This window comes from Candidatus Thermokryptus mobilis, assembly GCF_900070205.1.
Classification (GTDB): Bacteria; Bacteroidota; Ignavibacteria; order Kryptoniales; family Kryptoniaceae; genus Kryptonium; species Kryptonium mobile.
In genome coordinates this window covers 93,101-106,502 of sequence record NZ_FAOO01000007.1, presented here as the reverse complement: position 1 = coordinate 106,502, position 13,402 = coordinate 93,101, and the positions used below count along the sequence as shown (strand labels likewise).

14 protein-coding genes and 1 tRNA gene are annotated in these 13,402 nt (G+C 36.2%); 2 read left to right on the top strand and 13 right to left on the bottom strand.

What is annotated here, in order from left to right; genetic code table 11:
• Positions 1-23 precede the first annotated feature (23 nt).
• From FKZ43_RS06060 to sppA, 10 genes are all read right to left on the bottom strand, one after another.
• Positions 24-731, bottom strand: coding sequence for a YIP1 family protein (locus FKZ43_RS06060; protein WP_140944977.1), 708 nt, complete (start codon positions 729-731; stop codon positions 24-26).
• The gene (gene fmt / locus FKZ43_RS06055) at positions 731-1,711 is read right to left on the bottom strand and encodes a methionyl-tRNA formyltransferase (RefSeq protein WP_140944976.1); all 981 of its coding nucleotides are present in this window, start codon (positions 1,709-1,711) and stop codon (positions 731-733) included. Before fmt ends, FKZ43_RS06060 begins: the two co-directional genes overlap by 1 nt.
• 23 nt (positions 1,712-1,734) lie before the next feature.
• Complete coding sequence (gene def / locus FKZ43_RS06050) at positions 1,735-2,334, bottom strand: peptide deformylase (protein ID WP_140944975.1); 600 nt, start codon at positions 2,332-2,334, stop codon at positions 1,735-1,737.
• 13 nt (positions 2,335-2,347) lie between these two features.
• Entirely contained in the window at positions 2,348-3,760 is a 1,413-nt protein-coding gene (gltX, locus tag FKZ43_RS06045; protein ID WP_140944974.1) for a glutamate--tRNA ligase, read from the bottom strand.
• Positions 3,761-3,790: 30 nt separating this feature from the next.
• A complete protein-coding gene (locus tag FKZ43_RS06040; protein WP_140944973.1) occupies positions 3,791-5,182 on the bottom strand; it encodes a TrpB-like pyridoxal phosphate-dependent enzyme in 1,392 nt (463 codons plus the stop codon).
• Between the two features lie 13 nt (positions 5,183-5,195).
• Positions 5,196-6,128, bottom strand: coding sequence for a S1/P1 nuclease (locus tag FKZ43_RS06035; RefSeq protein ID WP_140944972.1), 933 nt, complete (start codon positions 6,126-6,128; stop codon positions 5,196-5,198).
• Between the two features lie 85 nt (positions 6,129-6,213).
• Positions 6,214-6,309, bottom strand: a complete 96-nt coding sequence (locus tag FKZ43_RS06030) for an AURKAIP1/COX24 domain-containing protein (RefSeq protein ID WP_082349039.1) — start codon at positions 6,307-6,309, stop codon at positions 6,214-6,216.
• A gap of 27 nt (positions 6,310-6,336) precedes the next feature.
• Positions 6,337-7,173 carry a tetratricopeptide repeat protein gene (locus FKZ43_RS06025; protein WP_140944971.1) on the bottom strand — a complete coding sequence of 279 codons (837 nt, stop codon included), beginning with the start codon at positions 7,171-7,173 and terminating at the stop codon, positions 6,337-6,339.
• Between the two features lie 21 nt (positions 7,174-7,194).
• Positions 7,195-7,557: an HU family DNA-binding protein gene (locus FKZ43_RS06020; protein WP_140944970.1), complete on the bottom strand. Its 363-nt coding sequence runs from the start codon at positions 7,555-7,557 to the stop codon at positions 7,195-7,197.
• 27 nt (positions 7,558-7,584) lie between these two features.
• Positions 7,585-8,490 carry a signal peptide peptidase SppA gene (gene sppA, locus FKZ43_RS06015; RefSeq protein ID WP_140944969.1) on the bottom strand — a complete coding sequence of 302 codons (906 nt, stop codon included), beginning with the start codon at positions 8,488-8,490 and terminating at the stop codon, positions 7,585-7,587.
• Between the two features lie 144 nt (positions 8,491-8,634).
• On the opposite strand from sppA, the gene FKZ43_RS06010 reads away from it, so the two are divergent.
• Together FKZ43_RS06010 and FKZ43_RS06005 are read left to right on the top strand one after the other, a co-directional pair.
• Complete coding sequence (locus FKZ43_RS06010) at positions 8,635-10,146, top strand: NOL1/NOP2/sun family putative RNA methylase (RefSeq protein WP_140944968.1); 1,512 nt, start codon at positions 8,635-8,637, stop codon at positions 10,144-10,146.
• 1 nt (position 10,147) lies between these two features.
• Positions 10,148-12,436: a DNA polymerase domain-containing protein gene (locus FKZ43_RS06005; RefSeq protein ID WP_140944967.1), complete on the top strand. Its 2,289-nt coding sequence runs from the start codon at positions 10,148-10,150 to the stop codon at positions 12,434-12,436.
• On the opposite strand, the gene FKZ43_RS06000 is transcribed toward FKZ43_RS06005, so the two are convergent.
• From FKZ43_RS06000 to FKZ43_RS05990, 3 genes are all read right to left on the bottom strand, one after another.
• Positions 12,433-12,849, bottom strand: a complete 417-nt coding sequence (locus tag FKZ43_RS06000) for a cobalamin B12-binding domain-containing protein (RefSeq protein ID WP_140944966.1) — start codon at positions 12,847-12,849, stop codon at positions 12,433-12,435. The genes FKZ43_RS06005 and FKZ43_RS06000 overlap by 4 nt on opposite strands.
• 123 nt (positions 12,850-12,972) lie before the next feature.
• Entirely contained in the window at positions 12,973-13,248 is a 276-nt protein-coding gene (gene rpsT, locus FKZ43_RS05995; protein WP_140944965.1) for a 30S ribosomal protein S20, read from the bottom strand.
• 32 nt (positions 13,249-13,280) lie between these two features.
• A tRNA-Met gene (locus FKZ43_RS05990) sits at positions 13,281-13,353 on the bottom strand.
• Between the last annotated feature and the right edge of the window lie 49 nt (positions 13,354-13,402).

Here is a 13,402-nt window from a genome sequence, read left to right as displayed (position 1 = left end):
TTTTTAAAATGTGCTTTTATATCTCAATAAAAGAGAAGCAATTTTACTGCCTCTGTTAATAAATTTAATAAAACGACCATACAAATTGAAGTTAAAACCATAAAGAGAACCGTCTTTGGTAAACTTTCCGCTATGTAATTTACCGCTATAAATAAAAGCGATAACGAGTAAAGTTTCAAGATTAAATCAATCAAGGCAAAAATATAGAACGGGATCGGTTTTAGATCGTAAGGTTTTGGTGTCTCTGTAAAATAGTAAATTCCGAATACAGAAAGTTTTGCTGGCAGAAGAAATGCAATTGATATGGACATCGGCGCAGTTATATATGATAAAAGCGCAAAAAGTGATTTAAAATTAGGTTTTTCATCCCCGAATTTAAAGAACAACTTTAATACAAGTGAGATACAGAAAATAAAGATTAACCCAATAACTGACCCGATAGCGAAAATAATAAATATCAAAGAGATCAAATTGTCAAACTTTTCCCCAGCATGAAGCAAGTAAAATATATCAATTGACAAATACACGCCAGAAAGATAGACAAGTAAAACTACAAAATTTTTTCTCTCGGAGATCATAATCTTATGAAAAGCGATCTTTGGGCTGGAGAAAAGCAAATATAAAATTTCAAAGAAATTTAAAACCCTCACTGGACTTTGAAGGAAAGCAGAACAATTTCGGCACTTAACGTCAAATTTTGAATTTTTAACACCACAAACTGAGCATATCATCACTCCCTCTTCAAAATTTTTCTGAGTTCATTTATTTCAATAACTTCAAAATTGTCCCCTGTTTTTAGTTTATAACCTCTCAAAAATTCCTCGCTTTTTAATTTTTTCTTTCCCTCAATTTGAATCTCAAGTATTTGAACCAGCTTTAAATCCGAACAGACAGCAAATATTGAATCTCCATCAACTATTATTTGCCCTGGTTTCAAATCGGCAGCTTCAGATGTTTTTTCAACGAGTTTTGTCCTGTATATTTTTAAAATTTTCCCATTTAAAAATGTAAAAGCACCGGGATTAGGAGAAAGCCCACGAACGAAATTATGAACATGTTCTGCTTTCATTTCAGTCCAATTTATTTGGCACATTTCCTTCTTGATTTTTGGAGCTGGTGTTGCGAGCGATTCATCCTGTTTAACTGTTTGAACTTTCCCTGTTTGAATAATTTTCACGGTCTCAAGCAATGCTTCTGCTCCAAGTTTTGCAAGTTTATCGTGAAGTTCTCCAGCCGTCTCATCCTGTCCTATCTCAATTTTCTTTTGAAGGATGATATTCCCAGCGTCAACTTTCTCATCTATAAAAAATGTCGTCACACCTGTTTCTTTCTCCCCGTTGATTATTGCCCAGTTTATAGGTGCTGCTCCCCTATACTTCGGCAAAAGTGAAGCATGAACATTAATTGTCCCAAGTGGTGGAATTGAAAAAACCTCCTTTGGGAGTATCCTGAAAGCAACAACGACTATTAAATCGGGAGATATTTTTTTAATCTCGTTTATGAAATTTGGATCTTTCAAATTTTGAGGTTGAAGAACTTTCAAATTGTTCTGCAAAGCAAAAACCTTAACGGGGGGTGGGGAAAGCTTATATCCACGACCCTTCGGCTCATCCGGTGCAGTCACAACCGCGCATATCTCATATCCGTTTTTTAAAAGAACTTCCAAAGATGGAATTGCAAATTCAGGAGTTCCCATAAAGATTATTCTCATTGAAGCGATACAATTTCTTCTTTTTAATCACTGCTTTGTCTTCTACTTGTTGCCTCAACTTCAGGAAAAATAACCTTCTTTGTCCCCGGAACAACCACTGGATAATGTGCCTTCACATTGCCTCTTCGTATCTTAGTTAATTTCGGCTTTAATGTCTTCAACCTCACTGGAGAAAGATAATCAATAAAGAATTTCCCGTAAAGATGATCAACTTCGTGCTGAACGACCCTTGCAAGCAAACCTTCACATTCAATTTCGTTTACCTTCATATCAATGTCCTGATAACGCAAGACAACTTTCGCAGGTCTTATTATCTCGGCTCTTATTCCCGGGATGCTCAAACATCCCTCTTCCATTACATCTTCACCGTCAGAATGAACAATTTCCGGGTTAATTATAACCATTCTTTTAAAATCTTTATACTCCTCATAAACTGAAACATCAATTACAGCAAAAGAAAAAGGAATCCCAACTTGCGTCGCTGCAAGCCCAATTCCGTCAGCAACTGTCATCGTTTCAAACATATCTTTAAGCGTATCAATGAATTTCTCGTCCACCCACTTAACTTTTTGAGCCGGCTTCTTAAAAATTGGATCGCCATAAAGATATATTGGAAGTATCATTAAAGCTCCCCTGTTAATTTTTAAATTTCTCCACAAATTTTTTTATTCTTCTCATAACCGTATTCTTCCCAAGAACTTCCATAACTTCAAAAAGCCCAGGACTTACTTTCATCCCAGTAATAGCAAGCCGTATCGGATGGATTAATTCAGCAGTTTTTATGTTTTTCTCCATAGCTAAAGCCCTTAGTCTCTTCTCAATTTCAATTGCGTTGTAATCTTCTAAGTTTTCCAACCTCTCAATAAAACTTTCAAGTATCTCTGCTGTATTCTCTTTCCAGTATTTTTTTAACCCTTCCTCATCATATTGAAGCGGGTCTTCAAAGAAATATCTTCCGAAAGTTACAAAATCCTCCAAAACCTTAACCCTACTCTTCATTAAACTTATAACTTTGAGAAGATAATCCTCACTTTCAACTTCATAGCCATACTTTTGAATGAACGGTTTCAAAAGTTTCAATAATTCAAAATTATCCTTCCTCCTGATATATTCACTGTTCATCCATTCAAGTTTAGCTTGATCAAATATAGCGCTTTTCTTTTGAATTCTTGAAATGTCAAATGCCTCAATGATTTCCTCTACGCTCATTATTTCACGGTTATCACCGGGCGACCAACCAAGCAAGCAAAGAAAATTGAACATTGCTTCGGGGAGAAATCCTCTCTCCCTATACTCAATAACAGCAGTTGCTCCGTGCCTTTTGCTTAACCTTTTTTTATCGGGTCCCAAAATCAAGGGCACATGCGCAAAAACAGGTATATCCCAACCAAGTGCCTGATAAATTAAAATCTGTTTCGGGGTATTTGAAATATGATCATCACCTCTGATGACATGAGTAATTCCCATATTGTGGTCATCAACAACAACAGCCATATTATAAACAGGTGTTCCATCTGATCTCAAAATTATAAAATCATCTATTTCCGAATTTTTAAATTTTATCTCTCCATGAACGACATCATTAAAAATTGTTTCGCCGTCGGGAACTTTAAACCTTATAACCTTGGCTCTTCCCTCTTTTTCAAACTTTAATTTTTCCGCCTCAGTAAGGTATAAGCACTTTCTATCATACTTGTATGGAATTTTCTTCTCTTCCGCCTCTTTGCGCTTCATTTCAAGCTCTTCTTCACTACAGTAGCAGAAATAGGCATGACCACGATTCAACAAATCGTAACAAGCTTTGACATGTTCATCAATATGTTGCGATTGAAAATACAAATCACCATCCCAATCAACACCAAGCCATTTTAAACCATCTACAATTGATTGTACCATTTCCTCACTTGACCTTTCCTTGTCGGTATCTTCAATTCTAAGATAAAATTCACCTTTATTCTTTCTTGAAAAAAGCCAGTTGAAAATTGCTGTTCTTGCTCCTCCAATGTGTAAGTGACCTGTGGGGCTTGGTGCAAATCTTGTTTTTATCAATTTGCAATAACGAAATTAATTTTTCTTAAATTAAGGACGAGGGTAACCGGCTAATTTACGAGTTAATTCCTCTATTTCAGCATCTGTTAAAACAACATCTTCAAGCGCACCACTTAAGTAATCTTGATATGCACTCATATCAAAAAATCCATGACCAGAAAGATTAAATAAAATCACCTCTTCCTTGTTTTCCTTCCTTGCCCTAACCGCTTCATCAATTACCGCTCTTATAGCATGAGCAGATTCAGGCGCTGGAACAATTCCTTCAGTTTGTGCAAATTTTAAAGCAGCATCAAAAATCTCATTCTGTGTGTAAGCTCTCGCTTCAATTAAACCATCCGCATATAACTTGCTTACAATTGGACTCATACCGTGATACCTCAATCCACCTGCATGAATTTTTGGTGGTATAAAATCATGACCAAGCGTATACATCGGTAAAAGTGGTGTCAATTTACTTGTGTCACCGTAATCGTAACTATAAATTCCCTTAGTAAGCGTTGGACAAGCAGAGGGTTCAACCGCAAGGATTCGCAGTGATTTTTTCTTTTCGTAAAGTTTATCCATCAAGAAAGGAAAACTTATGCCTGCAAAATTTGAACCACCACCAACACAACCAATTATAATTGTCGGATATTCATCAATTTTTTCAAGCTGTTTTTTTGCCTCAAGCCCTATGATCGTTTGGTGCAACAAAACATGGTTCAGAACACTTCCAAGCGAATATCGGTTTTTTTCATCTTGAATTGCGACTTCAATCGCTTCACTTATAGCTATACCAAGGCTACCAGGCGAGTTCGGATCCATTTCAAGAATTCTTTTACCGACTTCTGTCTCATTGCTTGGACTTGGCGTCACATCTGCACCCCACATTTGCATGAGAACTTTTCTATACGGCTTTTGTTCATAACTTGCTTTAACCATAAAAATTTTACACTTCAAATCAAAGTAATTACAAGCAAAAGCGAGAGCACTTCCCCATTGACCAGCCCCAGTTTCTGTAGTTAAAACTTCTATCCCCTCAAGTTTATTATAATATGCCTGAGCGACAGCTGTGTTGGGTTTATGACTTCCCGAAGGACTGACACCTTCATACTTATAATAAATTCTAGCCGGTGTATCAAGCGCTTCCTCTAAATTTCGCGCTCTTACAAGTGGCGTTGGTCTCCATAATAGATATATCTTCAAAACCTCCTCAGGTATTTCTATCCATTGCCTTTCGCTTATTTCCTGCTCAATCAAACTTTTCGCAAAGATTATACTTAATTCGTCAATTGATACCGGTTGACCTGTCTTAGGGTTTATTGGAGGTTTAGGTTTCTCCGGCAAGTCGTAAACTATATTATACCATTTCTTAGGTATTTCTCGTTCACTTAAATATACTCTGTTACTCTGCGCCTTAACTCTCTTCGTTTTCTTCATTTTAACTTAAATTTTATTTGTAATAGTTGATCCAAACATTTAACCAAATATAAGCAAGCCGAACAGCTGATTTTTCCATTCTGGAAAGAACAAGGGAACCGAGTCGCTCGTTCATAATTGAATAATAATCTTCGGAATAGATATATCTCGTCCTTCCATCTCGCTTTTCAATCCTATAGAGTTTCTCAATCGGTATTTTATCCTTTGTAAATCTATCCGCCTCAAGTATTGGCTCAATATATCTATAACTTTCAAGGACGATATCAAATGCAAATTTAACTTTGTCGGAGATCGGTTCAAAATTACCCAGCTCACTCGCAAGTCGCTTCGGATTAAAATTCAACCCATTCTTGGAAATCATATACTTCACAAGTTCAGTTTCAAACCTTGAGTGAATTCCCGGTTGATTTGTCAACTGTCCGTCGTAATTTTCAGTGACATGTAAAGGTTGATGTGCATCTTCAACATAGTGCGCAATCCACGAAAAATATCTCAACATTTTTTCATTGTCCTGCTTTGAAATCGCCTCACCTAAACTATCCATCACCTCAGCGATTCTCCATGGTAAAAGACCATTTTTCTGAACATTTTCATATCCAAATTTCTCAATCGCTTTTCTTTTATCCCGAGGTAATTCCCCAAAAGGATAACTTCCATATCTATCAATATCAATAAAGTGATTGAATTGCTCATCTTTAAGCTCATTTCTAACCAAATCGGGTTCAATGCATCTCTCAATTATGGTTGCTTTGTTCACCTCAAGAAACTTTTTAAGTGAGTTGAGCTTCTGTTGCTCAACACCCTTTACGTTTTGAAGGTTTAAAATTATATCAATTGCAAGTTCAGTGATCTTTTTGTGTGCATCAAAACCCCAAGAATCAGCATTTTCAATCTCAAATTGAAAGATCAAAAAAAGTGTAACTAAAGAAAAAATGAATTTTCGCATTTAAATGAAATTTTTGTTTTTCAATTTGCAATAACGAATAAAAATAAAAAGTGGCGGTTGCCTTATAGCAACCGCCCAAATTAAATTATCTTATCTTCTTCTTATGCCTCATCTTCCGACGTCTCTTCTTCCACTTATGTTTGTTCATCTTCTTTTTCCTCTTCTTCCTGAGGTTAGGCATAAGTTTCCACCTCCAAATTAATTTTATTTAGAATTTATGTTGCTCAAGCATCCTCTTTGCCTTTTGAGCAACATCGGCATTCGGATTAACATCAATGCATTTTTTAAAATATTCCCTCGCTTTTTCAACATTTCCTATAGCGAGATTTACAACCCCAAGATTATAAAGCGCCAATTGATGGTTTGGGGCATAAGATAACGCCTTCTCCATCTCAGCTATAGCCTCATTAACCCTGCCGAGCTCAAAAAGGCAAATTCCCATATCAACCCTCGCATCTGGGTCTGATTCATTTCTTTCAAGATATCTCCTGTAGTATTCAACAGCTTGATCAAAGATATGGACATCGTGAAGTAAATTTGCAAGTTTCAATGTCGCTTGCATATCATCTGGATTTGAATTAACACGCTCACGCAATTTGTTTATCTCAGCCATAATTTCAGAGTTTATTTCAGGAAGTTGATGTACATCCACCGCTTTTTCCTTTTCCTTCCTCATAACGCCATAAGCCACCAGTCCCAAGAAAACAACTGCAAGCCCAACATAAAAAATCTGAGTTGATGAAACTTTAAATCTCTTCCGCTTTCTTTGTTTAACTTCTTTTTCTTTTTTATGCTCCTGAACTTTGGATGGCTTAAATTCAATATCAATTCTTCTTCCGCTCTCTTTTTCAGCTGTGGATTCCAATGCACCGGTCAAAATAGAACCACAACTTATACAATACCTGCTTCCAACTTCATTTTCATATCCGCAAACTTCGCAAACCAAAACTTTGATCTCTTCAACTAACTTTGAACCACAATTATAGCAAAACTTTGCTTGTTCAGGCAAAGTCACACCACAAACGGGACAAATTTTTTCGCTCATGATAAAAATTTCCTTGACTTTTTAAACATTTGATTCCCCTTCTACACTTGAGCCAGACGACGAACCTTGAATTCCCTTCTCCTCAAGAATTTTATGCCTCAAGCTTTCAATGACCATCTGTTTGAATTCCCTCGTTGGTTTAAAATCAGGTACGTATCTGTCCTCAAGTGGGACAATTTCACCTTTTTTGGGATTTCTCGCAATTCGTGCTTTTCGTTTCACAACTCTAAAAGTCCCAAATCCGCGAATCTGGACATAATCGCCTCTTTTTAAAGAATCCATTATTATAGAAATAGCCCCATCAATTATCCTTTCAATATCAGCAACTGAAACTATAGGTCCTATTCTTTCGGCTAAAATTTTAACTAACTCTGTCTTCGTCAATTTCTCATCTCAATTTTGTTTTTAATTTTACGGAAGAAACTCACACCGATATTGTAAAATCGGCTGATTTAAAATTGCTTCTTTTATCTCATCAAGAGTTTTTGACTCAAAAAGTATATCAAGAAGCCCTAGTTTCTTTTTTCTCTCTTTAACAATTTTGGGCTCTCCTTTTATACCAGCCATTTCCCCAGCGATTTTTATAGCAGTTTCAAGTGTCCCAAGTGTATCAACAAGTCCAAGTTCAAAAGCTTGTTTGCCCGTGAAAATCCTGCCATCAGCTATTTTCAAAACATCCTCCCGCTTCATTTTCCGCTCATTTGCAACATGGTTAACAAACTGCTCGTAAACATCATTTATTACACTTTGAAAATACTTTCTTTCTTCTGGGGTTAAACCACGATAGGGATTCCCTGAATCCTTAAACTTTCCACTTTTCACTATTTCAAAATCAACGCCGATTTTATCAAGCAACTTTTTAAAATTGGGAAATTGAGCTATCACACCAATACTTCCTGTTATAGTCCCCGGGTTTGCAACTATTTTATTTCCAGCAAGAGAAACATAATAACCACCACTTGCAGCAACAGAACCCATAGAAACAATTACAGGTTTTTTCTCCCTTGCCTTCTTTAATTCCTGAAAGATTTCCTCACTTGCCGAAACCCCACCCCCTGGAGAATCAACATAAAACACAATCGCCTTCACAGACGAACTTTTCGTGTATTTTTTTATCTGCCTTACAATCTCCTCCGAATTTAAAATAACCCCTTTTAATTCGATCAAAGCAACTTTATCCTTTCCAGTGTCAATTTCTTCTTCAACTTCAATCTTCATAGATGAGACAAGCGTATAAAAAGTCAGTGCCACTAAAAGCACCGCCAGAGATAGAATTATACCAATTATTCCCAAAAACCATTTTGCTTCCTTGCTCATCTGTAAAAGTTACTTATGTTTTTCTTGAATTAATTTTACGAAAAATTTCATTAAAAATCAATCAAAATAACAAAAGGTAAATTTTGCCTTCCATCTCCAAAAATCATATATTTAGAAAAAATCCCATTTTGCATTAACGAATTTATGAGAACGAAAATTCTAAACTATCTTCTCAAAATCCTTGACCCAATTTCAGCTGAAAAAATGATAAAATCGCTGAAATCAAGTCCCCCCCTTTGCCTAAGAACAAATACATTAAAAATTTCACCGGATGAATTAAAAACTCGTCTTGAAAACATCGGATTTAAATTAAATGAAATTGAATTAGTTCCAGGAGCTTTCCTAGTGCTTGAGGAACCAGTGCCGATTTCAAAGACGATTGAACATTTTGCGGGCTTGTTCTACATTCAAAGTTTATCATCTATGCTCCCAGCAATTGCTTTATCACCTCAGCCCGGGGAATATATTCTTGACATAGCCTCTGCCCCAGGTTCAAAAGCAACGCATATTGCCCAGTTAATGAAAAATTCCGGTGTGATTTTTGCGAACGATGTTATCCCCGACCGTTTAAAAGTCCTCGTTCATAACATTGAACGACTTGGGGTTTTAAATACTGCTGTCACATCAATAGATGGAAATAGATTTGGGAACATCCTCCCTGAAATTTTTGACAGAGTTCTCGTTGATGTGCCATGCTCAGCGCTTGGGATAATTTCAAAAGCGAATGAAGTTTTAAATTGGTGGAGTGAGAACGAGGTAAGAAGGTTCAGCAACAAACAAAAACAACTTCTGACAAGTGCTATAAAGGCAGCAAAACCAAATGGGATCATCGTCTATTCAACTTGCACCCTTACCGTTGAAGAAAACGAACTCGTCATAGAAGACGCATTGAAGAAATTTCCAATTGAAATTGAAGAGATAAGTTTCAAAAACATTGACTTTGATGAAGGGATTACATTTTACAACGAAGTTCAACTTGATGAAAGATTGAAAAAGACTATCCGCATTTATCCTTTTAAATTTAATTCCGAGGGATTTTTCATCGCAAAAATAAGAAAAACAGACATAACCGTAACGAGAACAACCGCCTTAAACGATTTTAAAATTTTATCCTCTCAAAAGGGAACAACCGATAAATTCAAACTTTTAACATATAAAAATCAAGAAATTAGATCGGTGCTAAATTTCCTGAGCAATAGATTCGGTATAGACGAAAGTGTATGGGAAAAATTCGCATTCCACATAAAAGCAGATGAAATTTGGTTTTCTTCAATTGATTTTATCAATTTCTTCTCAAACGATGATTCAACCATAAACCGAAACCTCAAAACTCACCTTTTAAACCAAATAATCCAGCGACTCGGTATAAAACTTGCAAAGCATGTAAAAAAGGAAAGATGGAAGATCTCCACAAGTGCTCTTCAACTTCTTGCGCCATATGTTAATAAAAATGTCATTGACCTTGAAAACGAAAATGACGTAAAGGTTTTCCTTAACGGTGGAATCTTAAAAAACTACAATGGAAATTTTGAACTCGGTGAATATATCGCAGTTAGATTCTCAGGGATAATGCTTGGCTGTGGACTTGTCACCAAAGCTGGGATAAAGAGTCAAATTCCAAGAGGAAGAAGAACAATTGAAATTGAAATAAGTTGATATGGACGAATTAATCTACGGACATAATACCGAAAAAAACATCGTAGCGGTTCAACAGATTGATGAATCCAGAGTCAAACTTTACTTTAGAGAAGGAAACCTTGTAAGGGAGGAGATAAGGAATTTTTATCCATTCTTTTTTATAAGCGATAAAAGTTATCTTGAAGGTTTCAGGAAAAATTTCTGGTTGAAGAAACTTAAAGGTAACAACTTTTATCAATATGTTTGCGCCTTTAACGATTTAACAGACATGTGGAATGCTGTAAGAGTTATATTGAGAAATTACAGCGCAAGACATATGGTCAAAGTGGAGACATACGCAGATGCAGAAATAATTTATTTAAGACCCGACCCAGTTCATCAGTTTTTACTTCAGACAGGCATAACATTATTCAAAGGTATGGAATTTAACGATATATACCGAATCCAACTTGACATTGAAACATACACGAGGCATAGATTCAGCAACCCCGAAAGGATTGAGGACAGGATTGTTTTAATTGCTCTTAGCGATAACCGTGGTTGGAAACACATAATTGACGGGAGAAGAAAAAACGAAAAACAAATGTTATCAGAACTCGTTGAGATAATTCAAAAAAAGGACCCTGATGTAATTGAAGGGCATAACATTTTAAATTTTGATCTTCCTTATCTTATCAAAAGAGCGGAGTTAAACGAGGTTGAACTTTCACTTGGGAGGGATAAAAGCAAGCCGAAGGTAGCGACGATAACCTATGATAAAGAAACCGTTTTTACAGGTATAGAAATATACGGAAGGCATATAATTGATACATTGATACTTGTCCAACTCTATGACTTTGTTAAAAGAGAGCTGGAAAGTTATTCGCTCAAATATGTTTCAAGATACTTCGGTATTTCATCTGCCAATAGAATTTTCATTCCAGGTGAAAGAGTTTCCTGGTATTGGGAAAATGAACCCGAGACGCTAATTAAATATGCAATTCAAGATGCGGAGGAAACGAGAAAACTTTCGGAGCTTCTCACCCCACCTTATTTTTATTTAACACAAATGTTACCATTTTCATTTTGGCAAGTGATTAAATCAGGTTCATCATCAAAAATAGAGTCAATGCTTGTAAGGGCATATCTTCGTCAAAGACATTCGCTTCCGAAACCAGATGTGGGTTTTCAAACAACGGGCGGTTATACAGACATTTTCTATACGGGAATTTTTGAAAATGTGGTTCACGCGGATATTGAATCCCTTTATCCTTCAATAATGATAAACTTCAAAGTTGCGCCTAAAAAAGATGAACTTGGCGTATTCTTGAAGATGCTTGAGGGTTTGACAAAAATGAGAATTGAAGCAAAGCACAAAATGAAGACAGCTGAAACACCTAAGGAAAAAGCGAAGTACGACGCAATACAATCCTCATTTAAAATTTTGATAAACTCATTCTACGGTTATCTCGGCTATAGTCGCGCTATTTTCAATGATTATGAAAGCGCGGACAAAGTAACCTCAATTGGACAGGATATTTTAAAACATCTCATCGCGGAGATAAAAAAACGCGGTGGCAAGGTCATTGAAGCCGATACAGATGGCATTTATTTCCTTCCGCCGGAAGAGTATTCAACCGAGGTAAAATCTCCGGATTTCGTGAAACAGGTTTCATCAATTTTGCCAGAAGGGATAAATCTCGTCTACAACGGATTTTACAAAAAAATGTTAAGCTACAAAAAGAAAAACTATGCCTTGCTTGATAAAGATGGAAACATTGAAATTAAGGGTGCTTCTTTAATCTCGCGCGGTATGGAACCGTTTGCAAGAAAATATATCGCACAGTGTATAAGATATTTACTAAATGGTGAGATAGAAAAAATTCACGAGCTTTATAAATCTCTTTTTAAAGCAATCTCTGAAAGAAAAATTGACATATTTGAACTTGCAAAAACTGAAACTTTAAGGGAAAAACCCGAAAGATACATTGAAATGGTTAAACTTGGAAGGAGAAATAAAAGCGCTGGTTACGAGCTTGCGATATCAAGGGGGAAAAATTACCGCCCCGGTGATAAAATAACCTATTACATTACAGGTTCAACCCCTGATGTTAAGTCGTTTGAAAATTGCAAACTTGTAGAGGAATGGAATCCTTTCCGAAGGGATGAGAATGTTGCTTATTATCTGTCAAAGTTGAACGAATACTCAAGAAGATTTGAAATTTTTTTCAAACCAGATGATTTCAAAAAAATTTTCTCTTTAAATGATGGGATAAACTTTGATAATGTAGAAATCATCACAAGAAAATTGAAGGAAGAGATAAGTTAAGCCACTTTTTGCTTTTTATTTTTCTCAAACCACTCTTTTATAAATTGAACTATCTCCGTCGTAAGAGTCCCAGGTGTAAAGACCTCAGCAACCCCCATTTCCTTAAGTTTAGGTATATCCTCGTCTGGAATTATTCCACCAGCAAGTAAAAGAACATCGTCAAGTCCTTTTTCTTTCATTAGTTTTATTATCTTGGGAAAGATCGTCATGTGAGCACCACTTAATATGCTCACCCCTATTACATCAACATCTTCTTGAATAGCTGCGGAAACTATCATCTCGGGCGTCTGTCTTAATCCAGTATAAATAACCTCCATACCTGCATCTCTAAGCGCAGCTGCTACAACTTTAGCCCCTCTATCATGTCCATCAAGCCCTGCTTTGGCGATAAGAACTCTTATTTTTCTTTCCATGTTTTGGAAAGTTTTTGTTTTTTCAGTTTGCAATAACAATTTAAAAAATTTTATGCACTTTTTCAATTAGGTTGGATGAAAGCGACATAGCCATCAAAAGCTATGTCGCATCTTTTAAAACCCTTATGACTGGCTTGTTGATGAGGAAGGCAAACTATTAACGAACTGGGCGAGCTTTGACTTGTAAGATGCTGCTCTGTTTTTGTGGATTATTCCTTTTACAACAAGTTTATCAAGGATGGAATAAACTTTTTTAAGTGCAGCTTCAGCCTCCTCTCGTGTAGTTGCGTTTTTCACTTTTTTTATAAAAGTTTTCATTGTTGATTTGTAATGGCGATTCCTCCTCCTGCGTTTTTCAGCTTTCCTCATTCTGCGTTCAGCAGATTTAAGATTCGGCATCTCCCACTTTTCTTTGTTTATAAAAATTTTTGTTGCGGGGGCGGGATTTGAACCCGCGACCTTCGGGTTATGAGCCCGACGAGCTACCAGCTGCTCCACCCCGCGGTGTTTTGCGTTATAAATATAATAAATCAAACCGAAATTTTCAAGTTTT